The following is a 25497-nucleotide window of genomic DNA, read 5'->3' on the forward strand; positions in this document are numbered from 1 at the left end:
GCAGAAATTGATCACAATCCCGTCAGAACGCTTAGGCAGCGGCTTTTCCGCCGATGGTCTCTGCGCCATGAAATCATAGGTAATACACCTCAGATACATTGCCAGCGCGGCTTCCGACTTTAATGCCTGACAAAAACCCTGTGAACCCTCCCGCGCAGGAAGCGTTGACAGGCAGATACATATCGCACATCTATCCCCTCATGAAAGTAGCGCAGATCATATCGTCATGGCTTCGGGCACTCGCCTGCCTTGGGGTTATTGTTGCGCTGATGTCATTCCCCTCGACAGCGTCTCATGCGGCCACTGGCATGCATGAAACGGTCCAGATCACCGCACAATGTAGCGGGGCGGCTTCGCCTCATCATGCGATGACGGGTCATGCCGAGATGGACCATAGCGATATGGCGCAAGTCGATATGGTTGACGACGCGATGGCGGGTGAATGCACACCTGAATCGCAAAAGAATGCCAAGGACCATACGGCTGACAAATGCTGTAATGGCATCTGCATTTCAGCCGTACTCGAAACTACCCTGCAAGCCGGTGCCAGGCCCGAAGCGCGCGGCAAGTACATGTTGCTGCACGCCCAGACCCGCTCGATCGAGCTGGGGTCGTTCCTGCGCCCTCCCCAATACCTGATCTGACGTTCCGGCCCGTAGGGGCCAGTGTCTTGCGTGCCTGAGGCAGCGTAAGACTGAAGAAATATCAACAGGTATAAAAATCATGAAAACCCGAATCCTCACAGGGGCTGCTGCCCTTGTCCTAGGTGCCTGCACCTATGAGCCAACGCCCCTGCCCGTGGTCGCCGCCCAGAAAGCGGTCGCCGAGAAGGCTGTCAGCTCGCCCTCCGGCTATAGCGATCCGATGGCAGGCTATGCCTACCGTGCCCCCACCGAGCCGCGCGACTGGCGCATGCTGAATGAAATGTCGGAGAGCCACTGATGCCCCTTCCAAAATTACCCTTTATTCTCGGGCTGCCGCTGGTGATCAGCGCCTGCGCCACTGAAATTCCGCAGATCTATACCGATGCCAAGGCTGGTTTCTCCGTGGTGTCAGGCCAAACCTCGACCGCGATTGGCAAAAAGACTGCCTTTGCCCAGACCCAAGGCGAAAATGCCGCGCTGGAAAAGCAAGTGCGGGCGATGGTGTATCGTAAGACCGTGTCGGCTGATACGGCTGTGCAGGTCGCCCTGCTCAATAACAAAGGTCTTCAGGCGTCTTACGCCAGCGTCGGTCTGTCGGCCGTTGAAGCATGGCAGCAATCGATGCCGGAAAATCCGGTTGTGTCGGTTGGTATCTTGGGGATCGGTGCGGCCGAACTCGGCCTATACCGCGCGCTTGAGGGCATGATCGCTACCAATATTCTTGACGCAACCACCCGCAAACAGCGCGTCGCCTTGGCGGATGTGAACTTTCGCGCCGCGCAATTGAGTGCGGTGAACGACACGCTGACCCTCGCCAACGAGACCCGTCAGGCGTGGATTAACGCGGTCGCGGCCTTTGAGACTGTGAGCTACCTCAAAAGAGCGACGGCCACCTCGGATGCAGGGTCGGAACTTGCGCGTAAATTGGGTGAAACCGGCGCACTAAACAAAGCCAACCAAGCGCGCGAGCAGGCGTTTCACGCCGAGCTTTCCGGTCAGCTTGCACAGGCACGGATGAACGCGACTTCGGCCAAAGAAGAACTCACGCGGTTGATGGGGCTTTGGGGATCTGACGTCGACTATTACGTGCCAGACAGCCTGCCCTCCCTGCCAAAATCTGCTGGTGGCGTTGGCAATATCGAAGCCAAAGCCCTGCGCAACCGGCTGGACCTGCGTGTCGCCAAGTTGGGTCTCGAAGCACAGGCTGCGGCATTCGGGTTGACAGATCAGACCCGTCTGGTCAGCGATCTGGAGATCATCGCGGGCCTTGAGTCCGAGCGTGAGGTCGAAGACGGCGAGATCGAGACCGGCATTACGCCTCAGGTTGAGGTCGAGTTTGTCATCCCGATCTACGACACGGGCAAGGCCCGCATGCGCAAGGCCGAGCTGGCCTATCTGCAAGCGGCAAACGTGCTGGCGGAAAAAGCGGTCAATGTACGCTCCGAAGCGCGCGGCGCTCAGGCCAGCTACCTGTCCTCCTACCGGATCGCACGCCACTACCGCGATGTCGTGCTGCCGCTACGCCGCACGGTCGAGGATGAAGGTCTGCTGTCTTACAACGGCATGATCACCAACACTTTCGAGCTGCTGACCGACGTGCGTGAGAAACTCAACGCCGAACTGGAATCCGCAAGCGCGAAACGTGAATTCTATGTGGCCCAAGCCAATATGACTGCTGCCATCTATGGCGGCGGTGCCTCCAGCGGCTCTGCCGGTGGAGAAGGTGCAACACTCGCCGCTGGCGGCGCAGGACACTGAAAAGGAACGACGATATGATTAGCAGACGTCAATTACTCGGGGCCGGCGCTGCAGGTGCTGCATTGGTTTCCTCAAAAGCATGGGCGCGTCATGAAAACATGGGGCTTCCCGAGGCCGCTGTGATGGACAGCGCCCAGACCGCGATTACGCCGCGCCCGAACTCCGGGCCGGACTACAACCCCGTGGTGACCCTCAACGGCTGGACCCTGCCCCACCGGATGAACAACGGCATCAAGGAATTCCACCTAGTCGCCGAGCCGGTCGAGCGTGAGCTTGCCGACGGTATGATCGCACGGCTCTGGGGTTATAATGGCCAGTCCACCGGCCCGACCATTGAAGCCGTCGAAGGCGACCGTGTGCGGATCTATGTGACCAACAAACTGCCCGAACATACCTCGGTGCACTGGCATGGTCTGATCCTGCCCTCGGGCATGGACGGTGTGGGTGGCCTGAGCCATCCGGGCATTCCACCGGGCAAAACCTTTGTCTATGAGTTCGACCTGACCAAATCGGGCACCTTTATGTATCACCCGCATGCGGATGAAATGGTGCAGATGGCGATGGGGATGATGGGCATGTTTATCGTGCACCCCAAGGATCCGAACTTCATGCCTGTGGACCGTGATTTCCTGATCATGCTCAATGCTTTCGACATTGATCCGGGCACTTATATTCCGCGCATCATGACGATGACGGACTTCAACCTATGGACATGGAACAGCCGGATTTTCCCCGACATTGATCCGCTTGTGGTCAATCAGGGCGATCGCGTGCGGGTGCGGGTTGGGAATTTGACGATGACCAACCACCCGATCCACATGCACGGCTATGACTTCAAGGTCACCTGCACCGACGGTGGCTGGGTGCCGCCAGAGGCACAGTGGCCCGAAGTCAGCATCGACATCCCCGTCGGTGCGATGCGCGCCTATGAGTTCACCGCCGACCATCTTGGCGACTGGGCGATCCATTGTCACAAGTCACACCACACGATGAACGCGATGGGCCACGATGTGCCCACATTTATCGGCGTGGATAAGAAACCACTCGCCCGAAAAATACGGACCTTCCAACCCGAATACATGCCAATGGGCACCAACGGGATGGCCGATATGGGCGTGATGGAAATGCCGCTGCCGGATAATACCATCCCCATGATGACCGGCTGGGGGCCACATGGCCCCATCGAAATGGGCGGCATGTTTTCGGTCGTAAAGGTGCGTGAAGGCATCGAAGCGGACGATTACTCCGATCCCGGTTGGTACGAGAACCCTCCGGGCGAGCAGGCGTATGAGTGGACCGGCGAATTGCCCGATTTCGCTTCAAACAACAGCCCCAAAACCCTGCTGACACCCAAACCTACCTCCAAGGGCTAACAGGCCCTTGGACTAAACCTAGACGAGCAACACAAAGGACTTAACGATGAAAAATCTTCTTTTGACCACCACCCTCGCCCTGACCCTCTCGGCTCCTGCGTTCGCAGCGGGCAGCCATGACGGCGGCCACGGCGACGACCATGCTATGGAAATGAAGATCGGCATGGCGGGCGATGCTGCCAAAGTCGACCGCACGATCGAAGTGACAATGCGCGAAACCGACGACGGCGAGATGATCTTTGAACCCCATGATCTTGAGATCAAGCAGGGCGAAACCATCAAGTTCATGATCCAGAACAGCGGCGAGATCGAGCACGAGTTTGTGCTGGATACTGTCGAGGGCAATCAGGAACACAAAGAAGCCATGGCCAAAATGGACATGGAGCATGATGATCCGAACTCGATCCGCCTCATGGAAGGTGGTTCGGGCGAGATCGTCTGGACCTTCGCCAACGCTGGTACGTTCGAATTTGCCTGCCTGATCCCCGGCCACTACGAATCCGGTATGCATGGCCCGATCACCGTCTCAGCAAACGACCACGCTGCCGCGGAAGAGCCCGAAGCCAAAGTGGAAGTGACAGCAGAAGCCAAAGCGCCTGCCGAGTACACTTCGGGCAAGATCAAAAAGGTCGACACCAAGGCCGGTAAGGTCACCATCTCGCATGGTCCCCTGCTGAACCTCGACATGCCTGCGATGACAATGGTCTTCCGCGCGGACGAAGCGATCATCGCCAAGCTCGCAGAAGGTAAGGACATCCAGTTCGTCGCCGAGCGCGTCAAAGGCAAGCTGACCGTCGTCGCGATGAAGTAAGCGAGATACTTGAGAACTGGCCCGATCCCGCGCGTGTTGCGGGGTTGGGCGCCCCAGCCCATCGCGCGGCGCCAGTCGCGATCCAAGCCGCAAAAGTAGGCTAACTAATTCAAAATTTATGGGAAAATGCCCTTCCCGTCGAAACTGTATTTCGACTGCCGGGCAATCGATGACGCGCATCAGATCGAGGTTCATCTCGCTCTCACCCTTGGGTCATAGTGAAATGACGACCGCGAGATCGACAGCAGGGTACATCGCTTGCCCACGGACAGACCCGGAATGTTCGGCTCAATCATCTTGCACCTCACTTGCCGCTCCAGGGTTTGAGCTTTCTGGCCAAAAAATCGTTGACGACGGTTAACTCCCCAATCTCTCCTCTCATACATGCAAGCATGTGCTGTCGGGCAATGGGATATGCAGGTCTTTGACCTGCACTTCATCGACTTCCTGTGCCTTCCGGCTGCCTCGCTCGAACACACCAGATGCGCCCGCAAGCAATGCACGTTTCCATTGATGGATCATCGTCGGGTGAACCCCAAACCGACTGGCCAGCTCGCTGACAATCTCTTCGCCTTTCAGCGCTCCCAACGCCACCTTGGCTTTGAATTCTGGGTGATGTTGCTTCCGTTTCGACATTCCTGATCTCCTTCGTGTTGAAGATCAGCAAGCTTCAAATCGCAGCTTACGTCAGTGTCCGATGTTCGAGGGGTAGCTCAGATCAAACGAAAAGCACTTGAGGCGCGGCGCTTGCAACGCCGCCAACGCGCCGCATAATGCAACCAATCAGATGAGCCAGACACTCTTCTAAATTTAGCCGCCTTTGGTTCTGAAAACTCTGACGACGGACACTTTTGGACCCATAGGACCTGACGTCAGACAATTGCATAGGCGAGCACTATCATTCCTAGTCGCTTGGCTTTAACGGGAGTGGCACCTTAAGGAGAATATGATGGACGCGTCACAGAGCCTACCCGAACTGGTCTCAGCAGCGAAGGCAAACGCCAGGACGTTCGAAGATCGCATTGTTGAAGCTTCGAATCTCGTCGCGGAACAGGCGACTACCGGAACGGGCGGAGAAGAGCTTCGCAGCGCGACACAAGGGCTCAAAGATACGGCAATCGACATCTTCTCGGTTTTTGAGGCGAGGATGCAGCACCATTTCAAACGTGGTCCGTTTTCGAGAAAATTGAGGTCTCTGTTGGCGGAGGCCGGAGAAGTTGAACTCGCTGATCGGGTTTACCAGTATTACTTGATGACCAACGTGCTGAAACATGGCAAAGGTGCGAGCTATCGAGAGTTGCTCGATACACCGACAACTCACTTTACCATAAAAACAGCCGAGGGCGGCGCTGAAGCCGCACCGGTTTCTGGCGAGGATCTTATCGACGTGACCGCTCCCGGTTTTTTCGACGGGTTGGCTGACACTATCTTAGAAGCCTTTAACTTCCTTGAGAAAAAGTAGTGGTGGCAGAGACCTGTGAAAGGTCTGCTGCGCGTCAGATGAACGGCGCACATTAAACCGCGCGCCGCTTGCGTGGCTCAGTTCGCGCTTCGCAAGATCATATCCGCCGCTTTCTCGGCGATCATGACCGTGGGCGACGCCGTATTGCCCGAAACGATGCGTGGCATGACAGAGGCGTCGATTACACGCAGCCCCTGCATCCCGTGGACCCGCAGATCGGTCCCTACTACCGCATTGGTATCCTGCCCCATTTTGCAGGTGCCGACAGGGTGAAAGATCGTCGTGGCAATGTCGCCTGCTTTGGCGAGAAGCTCCGCGTCGGTGGCATAACCCGGCCCGGGCAAGACCTCCTCGGGCGCATAGCGATGCAGCGCCTGCGCTGTCATGATCTCGCGTGCCTGTTTCAGCGATTTGACCGCAATGCGTTTGTCATTGTCTGCACTGAGATAGTTCAGGCGAATGTCGGGCTGCGTGTCACTGTCGGATGTCGTGATGTGGCACGAACCGATGCTCTCGGGGCGCAAATTGCACACCGAAATTGTGATCGCCGGATAAGAATGCAGTGGGTCGCCCAGCCGGTCCGTGGACAGCGGTTGTACGTGGTATTCCAGATCGGGCGTGGCCAGCGACGGGTCGGACTTGGTGAACATGCCGAACTGGCTGGGGGCCATCGACAGCGGGCCGGAGCGGTTCAGCCCGTATTCAAGCGCGATACGCGCCTTCCCGGACAGGCTGTTGACCATCGTGTTCAACGTCTTCGCACCTGTGACCTTGTAAACCGTACGGATTTGCAGATGGTCTTGCAGGTTTTCCCCAACGCCGTTGCTCTCGTGTTGCACGTCAATGCCCTGATCGGCCAGCACATCTGCCCTGCCTATGCCTGAGAGTTCCAACAGCTTGGGCGAGTTGATCGCACCTGCACAAAGCAGCACTTCGGCATTTGCAAAAGCCTCGAAGTCCTTGCCCTTGTGGCGAAACCTGATGCCACGTGCGGTCTTGCCTTCGAGGATTAGCCGGTCGCTATGCGCCTCGGTAATGACCCGCAGATTTGGCCGTTTCATCGCGGGACGCAAGAACCCCCGCGCGGTGCTCCAGCGACGGCCCTTGTCCTGGTTAACCTCGAAAAAGCCGGAGCCCGCGTTATCCCCATCATTGAAATCGGCACGCGGCATGATGCCGAACTCTTTCGCGCCCTCCTGAACCGCCTTAAGAATGTCCCACTTCAACCGCTGTTTGCTGACCTTCCAGTTGCCGCCCTGCCGGTGCAAATCCGTATCGCCGCCGTGGTGGTCTTCGGATTTCAGAAAGTAGGGCAGCACATCGTCCCAGCCCCAGCCGGTATTGCCCAGCTGCCGCCAATGGTCATAATCTGCCGCCTGCCCGCGCATATAAATCATGCCGTTGACCGAGGTGCAGCCACCCAGCACCTTGCCGCGCGGATACACAAGGCTGCGCCCGTTCAGGCCAGGCTCAGCGGCGGTTTTCATCATCCAGTCGGTGCGCGGATTGCCGATGCAATAGAGATAGCCAACCGGCACATGCACCCAATGGTAATTGTCGGACTTGCCCGCCTCCAACAACAAGACCCGCGTTTTCGGGTTTTCGGTCAGACGGTTGGCCAACACACAGCCCGCGGTCCCTGCCCCGACGATGATGTAATCGTAATCGCCATCAAGGCGGGAAATTTCGGTCATTCTGCACTCCATCCTAGGCAATCGTTAGGCCGCGCCGACGGGTTCTTCAACCTGCCAGGCGCAAATCTCTTCCGCGTTTCAACAGCGTAGGTCACATTGTCTGTCAGGTATTCCCGACATTGCAGTGCAAGTCACGCGCCCGCCGCGATTGGAGCGAAGATTAACACTGACACTATCCGGCATACAGGTTGGGCGAATTGTGGTATTATCAACTGGTAAATGATGGAGGGACATATGCGCTACATCACTATTACCACATGGGAAATCGCCGACGGCACCGACTATAACGTGTCCTTGCGCGCGATCGAGGAAAAGCGGCTTCCCGCGCTGAAGAGTTTCGGGGCGAGCCGGATTACCATCGTGCGCACAAGCGCGCGGACGACCGCCGCGATCACGGAATGGCCAGATAAAGCCACCAGAGACGCAGCTGAACTGAAGATCGACGAGGTGCGCAAGTCGATCCACCGGGATGATCAAACAAGGCTGACCGGCGAAATGAAAGGCGAGATTGTTGCGGACGTTTGAGGTTGGGGCGATACATGTCGCCGGCGAAAACACCGCCTCTTTGCCTGACTAAGTAAATCACCCGCCGCAGATGGATGCCCACCTGCCTTATTGGTCCGCTTTCGTATGTGCCTTCTTGGCCTCGTACGCCGCTGCCGTTGCACGATCGTGATCGCCCTTTAGGGCAATCGATGCCATCGCACAGTCGGTGTAAATCTCCGAGCGGAGCGGCCAGCCGCGGGCCTCGTCAAACAAACCCGGCATTAGGTCGTAGTCCTGGTCTTGCTCGTTCAGGTTTCGCATCCAGAGGTGTGAGCCGCAGGTCGCGCAGAATGCCCGCTCTGCAAACGGGCTGGAGGCATAGCGGGTGACAGGGCCTGTCACTTCCACGGCTTCCGCAGCGGCACTAAAGCAAAGAAACAATCCCCGGACCAGCGTTGGCACATGCGACAATGGCAGCCACCGGCCCGTGGGTCGTGCAGGCCGTCGACGCGCACTTTCACACTGCCACACAGGCAATGACCTTCAAGAAAACCGACCACTTCGCTCATATGTCATCTCCATTCGTCTACATGCATGCTAATACATTGCACGACAGCGTCACGAGAGGAAATATGGTGTTGGTGGCCTTAGCCACGGTCGCTTCGTCTTTGTTGGCTCAGCTATTCAGCAGCTCGATTACCGCATCCGCGCCCGCAGGGCTAGAAATTGCCAGGGCCATTGGCGGTGCGCCATCGAAATCGGGGCTTGGCTTCTCCAGAAAGCGCATGACCAACGCCCCGTTGCCGTGGAGAACTCTATCCGCAACGACATAAGCGCGGGCGAAATCATAGAGGATCTGGCTGTTGACGGCACTGATCGGGAGTTTTTCGCTTTTGGCCCGTCGAAACGCCCGCTCTGAAATAATATTCAGCACCGGTCGAGAGGCCAAGACTGTTAGGATTTTCTCCAAAGATGCCGCGGGTAGACCGTTGGCAACCTCGGTGTTGAGAGATTCAGTATCGTTGATGTGTTCCGGCAGGCCCAAAAGCTCCGCAACCCGATCGACCTCTGTTGCGCGTGTGAGTTTGCCATTCATCGCCAATCTCCCTTTGGGGGACGGCGTGACAGCTATGGTACTGAAACGCAACCTGATGGATGTAGCGCCTAGATTTAACGATTTTTCAACAGGCTAAGCCGGTACAATTGACCGACGTTAACGGTGACCAAAGTCGCCTCTGGTCACCGAGATTTTGTGGTTTAAGTTTCCGTCAGACGCTCGGCACATTCCTTCGCGACACCTGGTGTTGGCTTGTCGCTACCCGCGAAGGTGGCCCAGCCAGCTTTTTCCAACATATCGTCGCGCTTGTAGCTGGATTCTTCCATAAGCGCGGTCATGTTGACGGATGCCTGTGCGTCCGCTTTGAACTCTTTGACGCAGATCGGAGCCAAAGCGGCGACGACGGCGGCTGTCGTCTCGGTTTCGGTTTGGTCTGCGGCGGTGCTGGCCAATGTCCAGCCGCCCCACCCAAATCCGACACCCATTGCGACAACCGCACCAAGGCCGAAGCCCTGCAACAGGCGTGTGAGGGACTCGCCTTGGATCGCTGCGGGTAATTCCATGTAATATTCCTTTCGTCCGATTTCTCGGAGCATCGGGAACGGCTGCCGTGAGGCATGCCAAACCAAATCATTTTTGAAAAAGCCATGCGTGCCAGAAAGGCGGCGCATCTCGAGATGCCTATCGCATATGGCTCGTGAAGTACACCGCAGCACAGTTTCACGTTCGCTAGCGCCTCAAACGCCTGTATAGCATCACTTAAGTTATACGCGGCTGTTCTATCCCTTTTTCGTAACTCTCGGGCTGTACAAATGATCGCAACGTTGGTATGGGCAAACTTCCTGCAAATTATTGCAACTTCAAACTAGAAAGGTGGTGTAAACCACATGCAGGTCAGTGTTCGCGACAACAACGTCGATCAGGCTCTTCGGGTCCTGAAGAAAAAACTTCAGAAGGAAGGCGTATTCCGCGAAATGAAGCTCAAGCAACATTTCGAGAAGCCCTCCGAGAAGAACGCGCGTCAGAAAGCTGAAGCTATCCGCCGTGCCCGTAAGCTCGCACGCAAGAAATTGGAACGCGAAGGGTGATTTAAATCACTTTTATGCGCTACGACCGAAACCCCCGTTGCCCCAGCGCAGCGGGGGTTTTTCGTTGTGGGATAAGTGGTGTTATGCACAGCTACCACCCAAGGCATGCATATCGTACCTTATCCACCGCACACATCACCTGATGCTTAAATTACAAAAATGTGCCGTTCACATATTACCGATTGACTAAATCGTACCGCCAAAATGCAGGCAGTCGGGCAACGCTCAGCATTGGAATCTTGCCAAGAGGGTATTGGCGGTGCTGTCAGACGAAATCGAACCAGTCTCAGAATGACCCTGAATGCCGGAATGGACCTGTCGCGGCTTCGTGCCGCTCCTTTGTTAGCATTTACTGCAGCAAAGGAGGTGAACTATGGGACTGAAACGGACGGACGAATTCCGCGAGGACGCGGTGCAAATCGCGCTGACCAGTGGGCTGACACGCAAACAGGTGGCTGGCGATCTGAATCGCCCCGGTATTACCAGAGACCTGTAGCTTCACTTCATGCGACCATATCGAGCACGTCGTGCTGTGCATAGAAGTTCTGTTCAGCCTCCGCTGGCGGGATGTTTCCGATGGGACCAAGCAGACGCCGGTTGTTGAACCAATCGACCCAGCCGAGGGTGGGTATTTCCATATCCTGCATGTTACGCCACGAGCCCTGACGACGAACCAACCCGGTTTTGTAGAGACCATTTATCGTTTCAGCGAGGGCGTTGTCGTAGGAATCCCCGACGCTGCCGACCGACGGTTCGATGCCAGCCTCAGCCAAACGCTCGGTGTAGCGAATTGACAAATATTGCCGCCCACTGCCCGGCAGGGCAGTGGGCGGCAATGTCCCGAGAGGGGAGAACAAAGTCCGTTTTGGCGGACCGTGAGACCCGCCACCCGACGATGCGATCTGCGAATGTGTCGATGCGAAGGCTACATAGACAAAGCCCTGCCACCCCTCTCTGGACATTGCTATGCAATGCCCTGACGGGCAGTGAATGAAGGCGATCATCGCTTCAGTGGGCGGTCGGGTTCCGTCCCGCTGCACGGCAGTCGTTTGCATTGCAAACGATGAGAGTGGGCGCAAAATAAGCGCCCGTCCATTGTCCTCGGACCAATGGCGGACAAAGGCCTCGCCCTTGCGGAGAATTTCATTTGCCTGGCGCAGCTCACGTTTTTCCCGTTCCAGCGCCTTGATGCGATCTCGTTCTTCGGTTGTCACGCCAGCCCGCATGCCGCTGTCCTTCTCAGCCTACTTGACCCATCCGCTCATAGTTAGGGGAATACAGCCAATCTTGGGTGCAACGGCCGCAATCGCACCCGCCTGCGTTTCGTAGGAGCCTTGATGCTCAAACACCATCCGGACCGCAGGTGCGCGGACCTCTGGCGATTTGCCATTTTGCTTTTTGTCGGAGACCATCATCCTTACTTAAGTTGATGGTCTCCGACAAACTCCAGGAGATTCAGGAAGCTATTTGCGCAGGGATTTAATTTAGGGGATGTCGCACATTTTAAGTGCGAAATCTCCATCTTGATTGAATAACATTTTGCAAGGCAGGCGGAACGCGGACCTTTGCATCATAGAGAAGCGAAGTCTGCTTTGAAGGCCATTGCAGACCTTAAAAATCCGGGTTGCTTTGAAAGAGCAACGCCCAGAGACGTTGGCAAAACCAGTGATCTATCAAAATGGATTGGATAGATCAGGGAAGCGCAATCTTAATCGGCTCTCCATAGGAGGAGCAAGAACCGTCGGGCTACGCCGCAATTCACGCAGTTGACATTCTCGGTCCGTGTTCTGTTTGGCACGGCGAAGGCGTTCCAGCTCGCGCCGATTAACCTGCAGGCGCAAACGCAACAAATCTTCGCGTCGAGTGTCCGTATCATCATCTCTTTTACGCAAGGCACCGCGGTCTTGAACAATCAGGTCCTCGTAATACTTCATCCAGCACGCAAGAATCGCTTTGCGTTTATCTAGATCCACATCCGGGAATCCTGACAGCGGCAAATCGACACGAAGCTCGACATCCCATGGCATCGGATCGCACGGAGCTTCTTCCGCAAGTACTTCTCCATCTTCATGCGAATCTGCGCCCTCGGCCTCGTCAAGCGGCCGACTTTCGCAGTATCCGAAGCCATCTCCACGTGGAATACCTGTCAGCCCCAGCGTTTTAACTGCATCTGCAACGTCCTGATCGTGGGGTTCAGCTGCGTCAGCGGCTCCAGCACCTGCAAGCAAGCCACCAGCCAGCAAGCCCGAAGCGACCAGCATTTTCTGAAGCAAGTCAGCAAGCTTGTCCCGCATGCCGACGGTCAGCGACCCCAAATCGCCCAGAACGCATTTCAGCAATGCGCCGATTAGAAGCTTGTATTTAGGCAGCCACTCGGGGCTTCCAAGAACCGATTTCATGCTACCCGCACGATTAATCAAATCGATCAAACTTTCTTTGAAGGCCTCCCAGCATCTGCGCGCAGCCCCATTCCAAAATTCGACTCCCCACCCGAAAAGTTGCGCCTGAATGGCCGCAATCGCCGCATCGGCGGCAACACTGGGGTCTGGGAATTTGATTTGTTCAGAGAGCACTGTAAAAAACCCCCACCACAACAACGCGGCCCCGGCGATTGCCCCCGCCCAAATCACCACCGTCGGGCTGACCAGAACGGCAAGCACACGCGCTACTGCGCCTTGCAATAACGCGAGCGCGGCAGGGCCCAGCTGACGTGCACGCGCCATAAGATGCGTGGCTAATCTCTCAAGTTCTCGCAATCCAGCCGGAGTCGGGTTCGCCTCAAACACTTCTACAAGTCGAAGAAATTGCTGCAAAAGCGGGTCAAGTGGCACGACTGGCGTCGGAGCAAGTCCCATTATAAAATCCCACTTACTGCGGTAATATGAGAGAATTTGTACCATATTCTGCCGAAAACTGCAAATCCAGCTCTCTATGCAGCAAAATCGTGGCCGTATTGCGTACTATCTTCACTTGCTATTTCAGGCAAACTTGCGGAAAATCAGTTCGCTCAAACAAGCTTCTGTAATCTAGGTTGGACGCATCGCGAGACCCAATTCAAGCAGCATGGAAAAAATCGGCCTTCCAGAACGGCGTCTTCTGCAATGCCCCCCCCCTCACGAGCCAATTCAAAGATCAATTCCAACATAACAACTTCGCCGTGGCAAATCGAAGTGACGGACGCAATGGAGTACGCGTTTGCCTTACCGACTTCTAAGACTTTGACAGCTATCTAGAATTAAAGATGTAATGGCGGATCGACAGGGATTCGAACCCTGGAGACGGTCTCCCGCCTACACACTTTCCAGGCGTGCGCCTTCGACCACTCGGCCACCGATCCGTGAGCGGGGGTTTAGCGTGAGCAGTCCCTAAGTTGCAAGAGGGAAATCCCGCTTATCTGCGGAAGTTCCCCAAGTTTTCCGCCCCGCGGCCTCAGGTGTCGAGATGCACATAAACCCGCAGGTTCAACCGGCCTTTTTTCTCGATCTTACCCAGACGCAAACCGCCGATCTCTCCGGTGCGAGCGACATGGGTGCCGCCGCAGGGCTGCAGGTCGATCCAGCCGGTCTCCTCGCCAATCCGTATCAAGCGGATCTGCTCGACCCCGCGCGGGGGTTTCACGGCCATCGTCTTGATCATCTGCGGCGCGGCTTCCAGATCGGCGCGGGTAATCCACTCTTCGCTGACCCGTGCGTCCATGCTGATATATTCGTTAAGCTCGGCCTCCATCATCTCGCGGTCTTGCGGGGCGTCGGGCATGTCGAAATCAAGCCTGCCGTGGGTTGCCGAAATCTGCCCGCCCGTGACCGCAAAGGGCATCACGACCGACAAAAGGTGCAGCGCCGTATGCACGCGCATGAAACGGTGCCGCCGGTCCCAATCAAGCGATTGGGTGATATGCGCGCCCAGCGGGGGCAATTGCTCGGGCTCGGACGGCACAAGGATTATATCGTCCCCCTGCCCCTTGATCGCTGTGGCAATCGGCAGACGTCTGCCATCCCAATCAAGCCAGCCGGAATCACCGGGCTGGCCGCCGCCTGCGGGATAGAACACCGTCGCGTCCAGCACCACGCCACCCTCCGGGGTATGAGCGGCAACGCGGGCTGGCGCATCGCGAAGATACGCGTCGGTTCGAAACAGGGCTTTGGTCATGCGTTCGAGCCTGCCAAGCCGTCCGGTACCTGCCTTGGAGCGCTGCCCTCTTCCAACTCGGTAGCAGGCGGTGCGGGCTCTGCTGTGCGTGGTGTGAGGGCTTCGGGGTTGCGCAACCAAACATCGCGCTGCGCGAAGGGTATCTCGATCTCTTCGGCGATAAAGCGGGCGTTGATCTCGTGGTTGATTGCGGTCTTCACCGGCATGGTGAAGTTGACGTCGCGCAGATAGCAGCGGATCTCGAAATCGAGCGAATCTGCTCCGAAGCGGATGAAGTGCACGGCGACAGGCGGGTTTGCGAGCACCATCGGCTGGTCCTCGGCGATTTCGCGCAGGATCCGATCGACCTTTTTGGTATCGGTGCCATAGGCCACACCCACGGGGACGATCACGCGCCCGACCGTGTTGCCACGGGTGTAGTTGGTGACCGTGCCGCTGATCAGATCGGCGTTGGGCACGATCACATCTGTTCTGTCAAATGTCTCAATCCGCGTTGAACGGACGGAGATGTCGCGGACATAGCCCATCTGCCCGCCGACCTCGATCCAGTCGCCCTCGGAAATCGGTCGCTCGATCAACAAGATGATCCCCGACACAAAGTTGGAGACCACGTTTTGCAGGCCAAAACCGATCCCGACCGACAGGGCGCCTGCCACATAGGCCAAGGCGCTGAGATCGATCCCCGCTCCGGTGATCGCCAGCAACGCCGCCAGAAAAATACCGATATAGCCAAGACCTGAGACGATGGCATTTTGCCCGCCGATGTCGATCTTGGTTTTGGGCAGCACCGAGCTGCGCAACGCGCCCTGAATGAGCCGCGTCAGGAAATAGCCAAAGACAAAGATCAGCGCGAAGGCGAGGAAATCGGTCGGCGAAATGCGGCTTTCCCCGATGGCGAAACCGCGGCTGAAGGCGGCCCAAAGCTCGGTCAGGTCAGTGACCTGCGCGCCCCAGATCAGCGCCAAAACGGGGGCGGCAAGCAAGACCAGCAAGATCCCAAACAGGATAGGCATCAAGGTCTCGCGCGCGTGTTCGCCTTGACCCGTCACCGCGCCGTAAACATCGGCGCTGAACCGTTGCAACGCCATGACCAATCCCAGTACTGCGAGGCTGAGCACATAGGGGCCCTGCACCGCATCGGCGAGCTGGTAGTAACCCGCCGCAGCCATCAAGGGCGCGATGCAGGCCACGACTACCGCGCCAAGCCCTAGTGCGCGCACCACGCGGCTTAGGGTGCTGACGCGGGTCTCATCAGGGTCCCCCGTCGGCGTTTCGGTATCCGTGTAACCGCGCAGAAGTTTGCCGAGGTTAAAGAGCGCAAAGCTGATGACCACGAAAAACGGGAAGGCAACGACCGGCTCGGAACTGACAGCTGGCGTGCCGATCTGGATGACCTGCAGCAAGATCACCTGTATAACGATGGCGACAGTAATCACGCTGACATAAAACCGCCCACGGGTGCGCATCGGCGGTTCCAGCAAGATCAGCGCTTCGTCGGCATCACGGGCAAAGACGCGTTCCGATACCCAGCGAAATCCAAGCACAATCGCGCCGATCAAGGGCAGCAGACGGACGATCTGAATAGCAATTGGACCCAGGACGCCAGACATGACCGCGCCAGTCGCCAGCAACAATAGCCCCAACAAGGGCAAAATGATCCGGAACAACGAGACCACAAAGCGCCAGATGCCAAGGCCCCGCGCGCCCGTACGCTGCAACCGACCGACCAGCATCGTGGCCCACTTTCGGCCCCGCAGCACCAACAGGAAACCAACGGCCGCAATACCGAGAGCCAATGGCAGGGTCTCGCGCAGATCGCTGCGCGAAAGCTCAGCAACTTCGGCGTTTGACTCATTCGCAATGGCTGCAAGCGCGGCGCGCAGGTCGCCAAGGGCAATGCCCCAATTGACGGGGTTCAACGGAGTGGGGGTCAACGACAACAGTTCTTGCGTCTGTCGTTCGCGCAGGATGTTGTCGATTTCCTTGATCAGACCATCGGCGCGCACATAGGCGGAATCGGCGCGTTGGACAGGCGCCAGCAGCGTATTTAACTGTGCGGTCAGTTCGGTGCGCTGCGCGGTTATTTCGGCATCTTCCGGCTCGGCGCCCTCGCCCTCGGGCGGGGTGCCAAGGGCGGCGATTTGTTCACGCAGCACTTCGATCCGTGCGGCATTCAGGTTCCGCGCGGCATCAAATTCGCTGCGATAGCTTGCGACACTGGCGCGCAGGGCGCGATAGGTGTCGTCGGTCGCACTTTCGTCGTCCACAACGGCTTCTGCGCGCGCGGCCATCGTTTCCCAACGGTCAAGATCGGCGCTGATGTCGTCTTGCGCCAGAATAGCTGTCGCGAGGCCGAACACCAGCCCGAGGACCGCGAAACCTCGCAGAATAAAAGTCATCATGAGTCTTCGAACACACCGGGGATGGAGGCAGGTGCCTTATCAAGCCAGTCCGGCGTCGGCAGGCCCTTTTCGCGCAGGAACTCGGGGTTGAAGAGCTTTGACTGATAGCGCGTGCCAAAGTCGCACAGGATGGTGACAATCGTGTGCCCTGGCCCCATTTCGCGCGCCATGCGCTTGGCCCCCGCCACGTTCACACCCGAAGACGCGCCAAGGCACAGCCCCTCGTTCTTCAGCATGTCAAAGACTTCAGGCAGCGCTTCGCTATCGGGGATATTATAGCTGAAATCAGGTGTGAAACCTTCGAGGTTTTTGGTGATGCGCACCTGCCCGATGCCTTCGGCGATGGACCCGCCCTCGGCTGCAAGCTCGCCCGTGGTGTAAAAGCTGTGCAGCGCCGCGCCATCAGGGTCGGCCAGCGCGATCTTGACGCCCTTGGGCTGCAGCGCCATCGCGATGCCTGCCAGCGTGCCTCCGGAGCCGACAGCACAGCAAAAACCGTCAACCTTGCCGTCGGTCTGTTCCCAGATTTCGGGGCCGGTCGTTTCAATATGGGCCTGACGGTTGGCAACGTTGTCAAACTGGTTGGCCCAAATCACGCCTTCATTCGTGCTGCGGGCAAGCTCTTTGGCCAGACGCTCGGAATATCGTACAAAGTTGTTGGGATTGCGGTAAGGCGCGGCGGGCACCTGCACCAGTTCGGCCCCTGCAAGGCGCAACATGTCCTTCTTTTCCTGACTTTGCGTCTCAGGAATAACGATAACGGTCTTGAACCCCATCGAGGCACCAACCAGTGCGAGGCCGATGCCTGTGTTACCCGCCGTGCCTTCGACAATCGTGCCGCCGGGCTTGAGCGTGCCATTGGCAATCGCATCGCGGATGATGAACAAAGCGGCGCGGTCCTTGACCGACTGGCCGGGGTTCATAAACTCGGCCTTGCCGTAGATGTCACATCCGGTTTCTTCGCTGGCTTGGCGAAGCCGGATCAGTGGTGTATTGCCGATGGCCTGTGCCAGATCAGATGCGACGTGCATAGGTGCCCCCAAAATTCAATTGACCTCTGGTTTAGCTCCCCCCCGCAACGATCTCAAGCGGTCGCGGTGACGTGCCAGCCAGAACGCAGCAAGTACCAGTGGCGCGTTTGCTGCACTTAGCGTATCAACCAGATCCATCAAGGCGTCAAAGCTGAGCAAATGCGAGCGTATATCCTCATGCTCCGCGTCCAGACCGCCTGTACCTGTCACAGTGTCAGGCAGATCGGCGATGCCCACATAGATATAGTAAAATTCTGTTGATGTACCCGGCGAGGCGTATACTTCGGCCACGGGTTCCAGTGCGCCAAGGGTCAGGCCCGCTTCTTCTCGGGCTTCGCGGCGCGCACAAGCCTCAGGGCTTTCGCCCGCATCAATGCGGCCTGCGATGGGCTCTAGCTGCCATAAAGTGCGGTCGCCACGGGCCAAGGGCCCCATGCGCATCTGTTCAACCAAAAGCACACGGTCACGCACCGGATCATAGGGCAAGACCAGTGCAGCATCGGTGGCGATAAATACCGCACGATCCAGTGTCTCGGTCATTGTGCCATCGAACTGCTGATGGCGCAGATAGATATCGTCTAGCGCGAAAAACTCAGCATAAGTGCGGGTGCGCTCGACGATCTCGACCTTGCCCTGAAAGGTGCCGCTCCCGTGCCGTGTGGTGACGGCGTTGATCCGCGCCTGCGCGCGCGACCGGATCATCGGGAACATCTGCGCCACATCCTCCCGCGGCTTGCGCCCGTAATATGACATCACCTCCCGTGCCGCGATGCACGACAGCTCCGCCCATTTGTGCTGCCACTCCCCAAGCGACCACGGCCCCCGCGGGGTCCACAGGCCTGCTTGGGGAAAATAGACCTCGGCGCCCTGCCCGTCTGCCAATTTCACTGCAAGCAGATCGTAGGCAAAGCTGCCTTCGTAGAAATCCAAGCGGTCAATATCCTGCGCCGAAAGGCCTTGGACCAACAGCCCTGCAGCCTGCGCGCCGCTTTGCGCCTCGATCATCGGAAACGGGCCTTCCGCCACCGCCGAAACAACGTGGTCATTCAGCGCCAGCGATTGCGTCTCGATGGTGCTGGCATCGCGCCCCAAAACGATCTCCAACAGCGGCAAATGCCGCAGCGAGCCGTAAAAAAACAAATTTCTCAAGTAATTAGCTCCAGCGCTTTCCCGCAAATTCGGTCAGAAGGCCAGAAATAACCGCCGAGACGATCAGTGCAATGCCAATCGGGGCCGTTGCGACCAAGACCGCATATTCCGCCCAGATGGTGAACACCGCCACAAGCGCCTCGAAAGCGCCGTCATATCGGTTGCGCATGGCAAGGCGTACCATTTCGAAAACTGCCTGCGCGCCGATCCCCCAGAGCATCAGTACAAGCACGCCCGTTAGCCCGTTGTTAATACCCGCCGTGGTACCCCGACCTGCACGCGGCCCCATGATAAACCAACCGGCAAGAAGGCCCAAGGTCACGTTAATCGGAACAAAATTACCAAAATCGGTGCTATCCGGCAGCAACGGAATCACCATTCCCGAGATCACATAGGCAACGATCGCCAAACAAATGGCGCCCATCAGTCGCGCGGCACTGGGCATCTAGCGGTCCTTTACAGTCTTGCGTCGGGCCAAATGTCAGCCCGGACGCCTTACCGTAATCTGCGTTACGTCACAATTTCCACTGTCAAATGTAGCGGCGCAGGAAGTGAGGTAAAAATTCCACATCCGCCGGAAGCGTTCATCAAAGCCCAGATCGGCGATCTGATCCCACTTTTGGTTAAAGGTTTCATGCCAGCGCCGCAGGGTCAGGTCATAGCTTTTGCCAAATTCGACAGAGCGATCCACAACCAGACCGGCACGCTCCACCTGTTGACGCAACGCTGTGGGGCTGGGCAGCATGCCGCCCGGAAAGATGTATTTCTGAATGAAATCCACCCCGCGTTTATAGACCTTCCACCGCCGGTCAGCGACCGTGATGATCTGTAGGGTTGCGGCCTTTCCGGGCTTGAGGCGATTGCGCAGCGTGTCGAAATACACTGGCCAATATTGCTCGCCCACGGCTTCGAACATCTCGACGCTGGCGATGCCGTCGTAGAGCCCCTGCTCATCGCGGTAGTCTTGAAGTTTAAAATCAACTACGTCAGAAAGCCCTGCCTTTTCAATGCGATCACGCGCATAGTTGATCTGCTCTTCGCTGATCGTGAGCCCCGTCACTTTCAACCCGCGCTCTTTAGCGGCGTATTCGGCAAAGCCACCCCAGCCACAGCCGATCTCCAGCACATGATCACCGGGTTGCACGCCCAATTGATCGACCAGAAGCTTGTATTTGGCGATCTGTGCGGCTTCCAGAGATGCCTGTGCGCCGCCTTCGAAATAAGCAGAGGAATAGGTCATCGTGTCATCGAGCCATAGACCATAGAACTCGTTGCCCAGATCATAGTGAAAGCTGATGTTCTTGCGCGCCTGGCCGCGATTGTTGCGCTGCATCCAAAAGCGGAACTTTTCGAAACTACGCAGCAAGCCCATGCCCGGAAAGCCGTCATATATGTCTTCGTTGCCTGCATGAACCAGATCCATGAACGCCTGCAAATCGGGCGTAGACCACCATTCATCCAGATAGGCATCACAGAATCCAAGGTCGCCCTCCCGGATCAGGCGCGCAAACAGATCATTGTTATGGATACGGATTTCGGCCACCGGCCCCGGCTTTGCCCCCTCGGCGCGAAAAGTGCGGCCGTCGGGCAGTGCAAAATCGACCCGCCCGTGCTGCATGTTTTGCGCCATTGCGAAAACACGAGTGAAGTATCGCGGAAGATCCGACTGTCCTTCGACATTAGTTAAAATCATGGCCACTCCTCATGGGGGGCAAGTCGGTTCAATTTTAACCGCTTGATCCAATTTGACAATTGTTAAAAACGGCGGTTCTCGTAAACGGCCAAAGCCTGCTTGCGGCCTGCATCCAGCGCTACGATGGGATCAGGATAGCCATCGTCCGGCTGCATGCCCCAATGACGCGGGATCGCATCGAAAAATGAAAGCGCGTCCTGATGCGGAGCATCGCGGCCTTCGGCAATCCAGCGGTCAGCATAAGCCCGGTTCGGATCGAACTTTTCCAATTGGGTCGCGGGGTTAAACACGCGGAAATAGGGCGTCGCATCCGGCCCCGAGCCTGCCGACCACTGCCAGCCCATCGCATTGCTGGCCGGATCCCAATCGATCAGGCACTCCTCGAACCATTTCTGCCCGATGCGCCAATCGGTGAGCAAATGTTTGGTCAGATAACTGGCCACGATCATCCGGCCCCGATTGTGCATCCGTCCGGTCACATAAAGCTCGCGCATCGCGGCATCGACGAAAGGCACGCCAGTGCGGCCCTTTTTCCATGCCCGAACTTCAGTGGCGCGGGCATCGTCTTTCCACGGAAACGCATCCCAATCCTCACGCCAGTTCCGATCAAGGATACGCGGGGTGTGATGCATCAGGTGGTAGGCAAACTCGCGCCAGACCAGCTCTTTCAAAAAGGTCTCGGCACCGGCTTTGCCTTCTTGTAACGCACGCATGCCAGCATGCCAGCACTGGTGCGGAGAGATTTCACCCAGCGACAGGTTTTCCGATAGGTTCGAGGTCCCATCCGCCGCAGGAATATCCCGCGTCGCCTTGTAGTTGCTGACGATCTCATCAATGAAATGGCCCAACCGCGCTTGTGCTGCCTGCTCGCCAAGCTGCACGAAAGGCCGCACCACAGCAGCCCCACGATCCATCGCGGCATCCATCCGCCATTCGGCCAGCGTATCCGACGCGGGCCAGGTCGCGGGGGATTTGAGGGCGGCAGGCGTGCCGCGCGGCATGTCCACGCCCCGCGCCTTCACGTTATTCCAGAACGGCGTGTAAACTTTGTAATACCCACCAGTCTTGGTTTCCACAGTCCACGGCTCGAACATCAGATGTCCGCCAAAGGACTGCACGTCGATACCGTCGGTCTGCAAGGCTTCTTTCAGGGAGGTATCGCGCGATACCGTTTCAGGATCATAGAGCCGCGACCAATAGACTGCGCCAGCGCCGCTTTCGCAGATCAGCTTTTGTATTTCGCTCAACGCGCAGCCACCGCGGCGCAGGATCAACCGGCTACCCTTGGCACTTAGCGTCTCGGCCAAGGCCCCCACACCCAAGCCCAGCCGCCATTTTGGGGCTGCGGCCAGCTTCTCCACCAATCCGTCATGGATGAACACCGGAATCACCGGACGGCCAGTTTGGCAAGCCGCAGTCAGCGCGGCATGATCGCTCAACCTTAGATCGCGGCGAAACCATATGAGAATGGGAGATGTGTCGTTCAATACCCTGTCCTTTGATGCTGGCCTGAACCAGAACCTAGGTCAGACACGCAGCGATCAAGGAATTGGTTTCACAAAACATCATCCAAGGCGTTCAAAAGTTGATCGATTTCGGCCTGCGTCGTGTAGTGAGTAAAGCTGAGCCGTAGCACACCTTTGGCCGGATCGACCCCCATTGCCGACAGTGCCCGCCCTGCGTAAAAATCACCGCCGCCTGCCATGATTCCGTGTTTGACCAGGTCTGCCGCAATCTCGCCCGCCGGACGGCTGGTGGCCAATGCCACTGTGGGCGCGCGGCCCTGCGCGTTCTCTGGTCCGATCAGCCGCACCGCATTGCGATTGCTCACCGCATCCAGCAGTGGTTGCAGCAGCTTTGTCTCATGGTCGCGCATCACATCGTGCATCGCCACCGAGCGCGCGGCTGGGGCCGCATCACCGCCTACATGATGGGCGTAAAACGCATCAACATAATCGGCCATACCCGCGCAGGCCGCCACCTGCGCATGATCCGGCCCCGCAGGGGTGAAACGCTTATAAAGCGTGCCAGCGTTGAACACATGGGCCTGATTGGGCAGCAGTTCCGCCAGCGCACGTCGGATCACCATCAGCCCCTGATGCGGGCCAAAGGTTTTATAGGCCGAAAACAAATAAATATCCGGCCCAAGATCGCCCACATCGACAAAGCCGTGCGGCGCGTAAGACACCCCGTCAACACAAACAAAAGCACCTGCGGCATGGGCCAGCGCGGTGATTTCGGTCACCGGGTTGATCTGGCCGACCACGTTGGAGCAATGCGGAAAACACACCAACCGGACCTTTTCGTCCAGCAGGTCTTCGAGCCGGTTGGGGTCGAGGTATCCGGTCTCGGGGTCGATCTGCCATTCACGCACTTCGATGCCGCGCTCGGCCAGCCTGCGCCACGGTCCGGTGTTGGCCTCGTGGTCCTGATTGGTCACCACAATCGCTTCGCCCGGCTGCAACATCTGCCCGAAGGCCTGCGCCAGAACATAGGTGTTTTGCGTGGTCGAGGGGCCAAAGCTCAGCTCGTCGGTAGCAACCCCAAGCAAGGCGGCCATCCGGCGGCGGGCCTCGTCCATCTCCTGCCCGCCAAGGCTGCTGGCCTCATAGGGCGCATAGGGCTGCACCTTGCGCTGGGTGTAAAACCGGAACAACCGGTCAATCACCGGCTGGCAGGTATAGGACCCGCCCGCGTTTTCAAAGAAAGCTTGCCCCTGAAGGGCGGGCTCGGCAAAGGCGGGAAATTGGGCCCGGACCCATTTTGAATCAAGTGTCATAGCGCGAAGGTCCTCCGCAAGCCCGCCAAGGTCAAGCCGCTGAAAACGAAAAACGGCGGCCTCGAAGGGCCGCCGTCAAAATCGTCACATGTTGCAGGCTTATTTGGCCTTGGCACGCTCATCCTGCAAACCGCGGAAGATGCACCAACACATCAACATCAGCAGCACGGTGAAAAGCAGACCGGTGGAAATCACCATGGATTGTAAGGCCGCCAGCCCGCCGCCAATCAACAGCGCAATGGCCACGGCACCTTCGAAGATGCACCAGAACACCCGCTGCGGTACCGGCGCGTCAACCTTGCCCCCGGCGGTAATCGTATCAATCACCAGTGATCCCGAATCTGACGAGGTAACGAAAAACACTACAACCAGCACAATCCCGATAAACGAGGTGATCGAGGCCAGTGGCAATTGATCCAACATCCGGAACAATTGCAGCGGCAGATCCGCGTCTTGTGCCCCAGTATAGCTGTCTGTCAGCACCTGATGGATTGCAGTGCCGCCAAAGATCGACATCCACATGACGCAAACAATAGACGGGATCAGCAGTACGCAGGTGATAAACTCACGCACCGTGCGGCCACGGCTGATCCGTGCGATAAACATACCGACGAAAGGTGACCAGCTGATCCACCACGCCCAATAGAACGAGGTCCAGCCTTGCGAAAAGTTCACATCCGCGCGGCCAAAGGGATTTGCAAGTTGCGGCAGATATTGCACATAGGCCACCAGTGAATCCCAAAAGAAGGTAATCAGGAATACCGTCGGCCCGACAATCAGCGTGAACAGCGCCAGCAACGCTGCCAGCCCCATGTTGATCTCGCTCAGTATCTTAACGCCGCCATCAAGGCCGCGCAGCACCGACACCAAAGCAATCGCCGTGATAACTGTGATCAGCACCACTTGCGATGTCTGACCCATCGGCACGCCGAAAAGCTCGTTCAACCCCGCATTGGCCTGTGTCGCACCCAGACCCAACGATGTCGCCAGACCAAATAGCGTGGCAAAAACCGCGATGATATCAATGATATGGCCCGGCCAGCCCCAGACACGTTCGCCCAAGATCGGGTAAAATGCCGAGCGGATCGTCAGTGGCAAGCCCTTGTTGTAGGTGAACAAAGCCAGCGCCAGCGCGACAATTGCATAGATCGCCCAAGGGTGTAGACCCCAGTGAAAGATCGTCGCTGCCATGCCCAAACGTACTGAGGCCGCCTCATCGCCCGTCGCCGCGCCCAAAGGGGCCCAGTCGCTGCGCAAACCATTATCGCCAATCGATGTCTCACCCAAAGAGGTCGAGAAATGCGTCAATGGTTCCGACACGCCGTAAAACATCAGGCCAATGCCCATGCCTGCGGCAAAGAGCATCGAAAACCACCCCGCATAGGTATAATCCGGAACAGCTTCATCACCGCCCAAACGGACCTTGCCCAAGGGCGTGATAATCAGCATGAGCGCAAAGATGACCGCGATGTCGGCAGCGCCCAGCAAGAACCAGTCAAAGTTCTTTGTGGTAAAATCGAACATCGCCGAGAATATACCAGAGGCCTGTTCCGGCAATGCGATGGTATAAAAGACAAAAGCCACAATTGCAGCCCCCGAAATCGCGAAAACGGGGTTGTGGATATCCATCCCGAAAGGGCCGATACTTCCTTCGAAATTGTCCTGTCCAATTTCATAATCTGTCTCAATAATATCTGCGATACCGTCAGGCTCCGGTATCCCGTGCGAGGTCGTGTCGCTCATGGCTGTTCCCTCCATAGGTGACGGGCCGTGATGCACTAAAATATCCGGCCCATTTCTTGTGTATGGTCCCCTAATCATAGGGTCCTAGGCAGAAGGGGCAACCGGTTGGCTGCGCTGAACGCAAATGAGTACAAACCTAATCGGCGATATTAAGCAAAGCCGAGCCCCTTCCGGCCGG

Annotated in this window: 25 protein-coding genes, 1 tRNA gene and 2 pseudogenes; 9 read left to right on the forward strand and 19 right to left on the reverse strand. The window is 57.4% G+C overall.

Annotated elements, in window-relative coordinates:
* The first annotated feature begins 200 nt into the window (after positions 1-200).
* The 5 genes from BM174_RS02565 to BM174_RS02585 all read left to right on the forward strand — a co-directional run bounded on the left by BM174_RS02565 (position 201) and on the right by BM174_RS02585 (position 4586).
* Positions 201-644 carry a hypothetical protein gene (locus BM174_RS02565; RefSeq protein WP_093922281.1) on the forward strand — a complete coding sequence of 148 codons (444 nt, stop codon included), beginning with the start codon at positions 201-203 and terminating at the stop codon, positions 642-644.
* A gap of 79 nt (positions 645-723) precedes the next feature.
* Complete coding sequence (locus BM174_RS02570) at positions 724-942, forward strand: hypothetical protein (protein WP_093922282.1); 219 nt, start codon at positions 724-726, stop codon at positions 940-942.
* Positions 942-2402 carry a TolC family protein gene (locus BM174_RS02575; protein WP_093922283.1) on the forward strand — a complete coding sequence of 487 codons (1461 nt, stop codon included), beginning with the start codon at positions 942-944 and terminating at the stop codon, positions 2400-2402. The genes BM174_RS02570 and BM174_RS02575 overlap by 1 nt, the downstream gene beginning before the upstream one ends.
* 14 nt (positions 2403-2416) lie before the next feature.
* Positions 2417-3775: a multicopper oxidase family protein gene (locus BM174_RS02580; protein ID WP_143092412.1), complete on the forward strand. Its 1359-nt coding sequence runs from the start codon at positions 2417-2419 to the stop codon at positions 3773-3775.
* Positions 3776-3821: 46 nt separating this feature from the next.
* Positions 3822-4586 carry a copper-binding protein gene (locus BM174_RS02585; RefSeq protein WP_093922284.1) on the forward strand — a complete coding sequence of 255 codons (765 nt, stop codon included), beginning with the start codon at positions 3822-3824 and terminating at the stop codon, positions 4584-4586.
* A 378-nt stretch (positions 4587-4964) separates the two neighbouring features.
* Here the strand turns inward: BM174_RS02585 and BM174_RS02590 are convergent, their stop codons facing one another.
* Entirely contained in the window at positions 4965-5222 is a 258-nt protein-coding gene (locus tag BM174_RS02590) for a transposase (protein WP_093922285.1), read from the reverse strand.
* A 310-nt stretch (positions 5223-5532) separates the two neighbouring features.
* Between BM174_RS02590 and BM174_RS02595 the strand changes: the two genes are divergently transcribed.
* On the forward strand, positions 5533-6048 hold the full coding sequence (locus BM174_RS02595) for a hypothetical protein (protein WP_245766243.1): 516 nt from the start codon (positions 5533-5535) through the stop codon (positions 6046-6048).
* A 77-nt stretch (positions 6049-6125) separates the two neighbouring features.
* Here the strand turns inward: BM174_RS02595 and BM174_RS02600 are convergent, their stop codons facing one another.
* On the reverse strand, positions 6126-7742 hold the full coding sequence (locus BM174_RS02600; RefSeq protein WP_093922287.1) for a GMC family oxidoreductase: 1617 nt from the start codon (positions 7740-7742) through the stop codon (positions 6126-6128).
* Positions 7743-7976: 234 nt separating this feature from the next.
* Here BM174_RS02600 and BM174_RS02605 point away from each other — a divergent pair, with 234 nt between their 5' ends.
* A complete protein-coding gene (locus tag BM174_RS02605; protein WP_093922288.1) occupies positions 7977-8267 on the forward strand; it encodes a hypothetical protein in 291 nt (96 codons plus the stop codon).
* Between the two features lie 87 nt (positions 8268-8354).
* On the opposite strand, the gene BM174_RS21320 is transcribed toward BM174_RS02605, so the two are convergent.
* The 4 genes from BM174_RS21320 to BM174_RS02620 all read right to left on the reverse strand — a co-directional run bounded on the left by BM174_RS21320 (position 8355) and on the right by BM174_RS02620 (position 9848).
* On the reverse strand, positions 8355-8630 hold the full coding sequence (locus BM174_RS21320; RefSeq protein WP_245766244.1) for a GFA family protein: 276 nt from the start codon (positions 8628-8630) through the stop codon (positions 8355-8357).
* On the reverse strand, positions 8627-8797 hold the full coding sequence (locus BM174_RS21820) for a GFA family protein (RefSeq protein ID WP_483883278.1): 171 nt from the start codon (positions 8795-8797) through the stop codon (positions 8627-8629). Before BM174_RS21820 ends, BM174_RS21320 begins: the two co-directional genes overlap by 4 nt.
* A 107-nt stretch (positions 8798-8904) precedes the next feature.
* The gene (locus BM174_RS02615) at positions 8905-9324 is read right to left on the reverse strand and encodes an antitoxin Xre/MbcA/ParS toxin-binding domain-containing protein (RefSeq protein WP_093922289.1); all 420 of its coding nucleotides are present in this window, start codon (positions 9322-9324) and stop codon (positions 8905-8907) included.
* Positions 9325-9485: 161 nt separating this feature from the next.
* On the reverse strand, positions 9486-9848 hold the full coding sequence (locus BM174_RS02620) for a hypothetical protein (RefSeq protein WP_093922290.1): 363 nt from the start codon (positions 9846-9848) through the stop codon (positions 9486-9488).
* Between the two features lie 324 nt (positions 9849-10172).
* On the opposite strand from BM174_RS02620, the gene rpsU reads away from it, so the two are divergent.
* Together rpsU and BM174_RS21540 are read left to right on the forward strand one after the other, a co-directional pair.
* Positions 10173-10373 (forward strand): 30S ribosomal protein S21, encoded by a 201-nt coding sequence (rpsU, locus tag BM174_RS02625; protein ID WP_040700433.1) that lies wholly within the window; start codon positions 10173-10175, stop codon positions 10371-10373.
* 373 nt (positions 10374-10746) lie between these two features.
* Positions 10747-10869, forward strand: coding sequence for a hypothetical protein (locus tag BM174_RS21540; protein WP_281244834.1), 123 nt, complete (start codon positions 10747-10749; stop codon positions 10867-10869).
* Positions 10870-10879: 10 nt separating this feature from the next.
* Here BM174_RS21540 and BM174_RS20750 read toward each other — a convergent pair.
* The 13 genes and pseudogenes from BM174_RS20750 to BM174_RS02685 all read right to left on the reverse strand — a co-directional run.
* Positions 10880-11320 (reverse strand): annotated as a pseudogene (locus BM174_RS20750) (hypothetical protein); the annotation flags it as partial.
* Between the two features lie 183 nt (positions 11321-11503).
* Positions 11504-11785 (reverse strand): annotated as a pseudogene (locus BM174_RS20755) (transposase); the annotation flags it as partial.
* A gap of 261 nt (positions 11786-12046) precedes the next feature.
* The gene (locus BM174_RS02635; RefSeq protein WP_143092413.1) at positions 12047-13273 is read right to left on the reverse strand and encodes a hypothetical protein; all 1227 of its coding nucleotides are present in this window, start codon (positions 13271-13273) and stop codon (positions 12047-12049) included.
* A gap of 347 nt (positions 13274-13620) precedes the next feature.
* Positions 13621-13710 (reverse strand) — tRNA-Ser (locus BM174_RS02640).
* A 92-nt stretch (positions 13711-13802) separates the two neighbouring features.
* Entirely contained in the window at positions 13803-14522 is a 720-nt protein-coding gene (locus BM174_RS02645; protein WP_093922292.1) for an alanyl-tRNA editing protein, read from the reverse strand.
* Entirely contained in the window at positions 14519-16921 is a 2403-nt protein-coding gene (locus BM174_RS02650; protein WP_093922604.1) for a DUF3772 domain-containing protein, read from the reverse strand. The genes BM174_RS02645 and BM174_RS02650 overlap by 4 nt, the downstream gene beginning before the upstream one ends.
* Positions 16921-17955 carry a cysteine synthase A gene (locus BM174_RS02655; protein WP_093922293.1) on the reverse strand — a complete coding sequence of 345 codons (1035 nt, stop codon included), beginning with the start codon at positions 17953-17955 and terminating at the stop codon, positions 16921-16923. The genes BM174_RS02650 and BM174_RS02655 overlap by 1 nt, the downstream gene beginning before the upstream one ends.
* 15 nt (positions 17956-17970) lie before the next feature.
* On the reverse strand, positions 17971-19104 hold the full coding sequence (locus tag BM174_RS02660) for an NUDIX domain-containing protein (RefSeq protein WP_093922294.1): 1134 nt from the start codon (positions 19102-19104) through the stop codon (positions 17971-17973).
* A gap of 4 nt (positions 19105-19108) precedes the next feature.
* Positions 19109-19549, reverse strand: a complete 441-nt coding sequence (locus BM174_RS02665) for a TrgA family protein (protein ID WP_093922295.1) — start codon at positions 19547-19549, stop codon at positions 19109-19111.
* 36 nt (positions 19550-19585) lie between these two features.
* Positions 19586-20797, reverse strand: a complete 1212-nt coding sequence (locus tag BM174_RS02670; RefSeq protein WP_093922296.1) for an SAM-dependent methyltransferase — start codon at positions 20795-20797, stop codon at positions 19586-19588.
* A 62-nt stretch (positions 20798-20859) separates the two neighbouring features.
* Entirely contained in the window at positions 20860-22284 is a 1425-nt protein-coding gene (locus BM174_RS02675) for a cryptochrome/photolyase family protein (protein ID WP_093922297.1), read from the reverse strand.
* Between the two features lie 68 nt (positions 22285-22352).
* Entirely contained in the window at positions 22353-23576 is a 1224-nt protein-coding gene (locus BM174_RS02680; protein WP_093922298.1) for an aminotransferase class V-fold PLP-dependent enzyme, read from the reverse strand.
* 99 nt (positions 23577-23675) lie between these two features.
* Positions 23676-25319 (reverse strand): BCCT family transporter, encoded by a 1644-nt coding sequence (locus BM174_RS02685; RefSeq protein WP_093922299.1) that lies wholly within the window; start codon positions 25317-25319, stop codon positions 23676-23678.
* Positions 25320-25497: the final 178 nt, after the last annotated feature.

It is taken from the genome of Sulfitobacter brevis (genome assembly GCF_900112755.1).
In the GTDB taxonomy this organism is placed as follows: domain Bacteria; phylum Pseudomonadota; class Alphaproteobacteria; order Rhodobacterales; family Rhodobacteraceae; genus Sulfitobacter; species Sulfitobacter brevis.

Bases quoted from the DNA above. Each gene is read 5' to 3' on its own strand.
- BM174_RS21540 (WP_281244834.1), top strand. From the start codon at position 10,747: ATGGGACTGAAACGGACGGACGAATTCCGCGAGGACGCGGTGCAAATC.
- BM174_RS02665 (WP_093922295.1), bottom strand. From the start codon at position 19,549: ATGCCCAGTGCCGCGCGACTGATGGGCGCCATTTGTTTGGCGATCGTT.
- BM174_RS02565 (WP_093922281.1), top strand. From the start codon at position 201: ATGAAAGTAGCGCAGATCATATCGTCATGGCTTCGGGCACTCGCCTGC.
- BM174_RS02575 (WP_093922283.1), top strand. From the start codon at position 942: ATGCCCCTTCCAAAATTACCCTTTATTCTCGGGCTGCCGCTGGTGATC.
- BM174_RS02670 (WP_093922296.1), bottom strand. From the start codon at position 20,797: ATGATTTTAACTAATGTCGAAGGACAGTCGGATCTTCCGCGATACTTC.
- BM174_RS02645 (WP_093922292.1), bottom strand. From the start codon at position 14,522: ATGACCAAAGCCCTGTTTCGAACCGACGCGTATCTTCGCGATGCGCCA.
- BM174_RS02605 (WP_093922288.1), top strand. From the start codon at position 7,977: ATGCGCTACATCACTATTACCACATGGGAAATCGCCGACGGCACCGAC.
- BM174_RS02620 (WP_093922290.1), bottom strand. From the start codon at position 9,848: ATGGAATTACCCGCAGCGATCCAAGGCGAGTCCCTCACACGCCTGTTG.
- rpsU (WP_040700433.1), top strand. From the start codon at position 10,173: ATGCAGGTCAGTGTTCGCGACAACAACGTCGATCAGGCTCTTCGGGTC.
- BM174_RS02590 (WP_093922285.1), bottom strand. From the start codon at position 5,222: ATGTCGAAACGGAAGCAACATCACCCAGAATTCAAAGCCAAGGTGGCG.
- BM174_RS02680 (WP_093922298.1), bottom strand. From the start codon at position 23,576: ATGACACTTGATTCAAAATGGGTCCGGGCCCAATTTCCCGCCTTTGCC.
- BM174_RS02655 (WP_093922293.1), bottom strand. From the start codon at position 17,955: ATGCACGTCGCATCTGATCTGGCACAGGCCATCGGCAATACACCACTG.
- BM174_RS21820 (WP_483883278.1), bottom strand. From the start codon at position 8,797: ATGAGCGAAGTGGTCGGTTTTCTTGAAGGTCATTGCCTGTGTGGCAGT.
- BM174_RS02635 (WP_143092413.1), bottom strand. From the start codon at position 13,273: ATGGTACAAATTCTCTCATATTACCGCAGTAAGTGGGATTTTATAATG.
- BM174_RS02685 (WP_093922299.1), bottom strand. From the start codon at position 25,319: ATGAGCGACACGACCTCGCACGGGATACCGGAGCCTGACGGTATCGCA.
- BM174_RS02570 (WP_093922282.1), top strand. From the start codon at position 724: ATGAAAACCCGAATCCTCACAGGGGCTGCTGCCCTTGTCCTAGGTGCC.
- BM174_RS02585 (WP_093922284.1), top strand. From the start codon at position 3,822: ATGAAAAATCTTCTTTTGACCACCACCCTCGCCCTGACCCTCTCGGCT.
- BM174_RS02595 (WP_245766243.1), top strand. From the start codon at position 5,533: ATGATGGACGCGTCACAGAGCCTACCCGAACTGGTCTCAGCAGCGAAG.
- BM174_RS02650 (WP_093922604.1), bottom strand. From the start codon at position 16,921: ATGACTTTTATTCTGCGAGGTTTCGCGGTCCTCGGGCTGGTGTTCGGC.
- BM174_RS02615 (WP_093922289.1), bottom strand. From the start codon at position 9,324: ATGAATGGCAAACTCACACGCGCAACAGAGGTCGATCGGGTTGCGGAG.
- BM174_RS02580 (WP_143092412.1), top strand. From the start codon at position 2,417: ATGATTAGCAGACGTCAATTACTCGGGGCCGGCGCTGCAGGTGCTGCA.
- BM174_RS02600 (WP_093922287.1), bottom strand. From the start codon at position 7,742: ATGACCGAAATTTCCCGCCTTGATGGCGATTACGATTACATCATCGTC.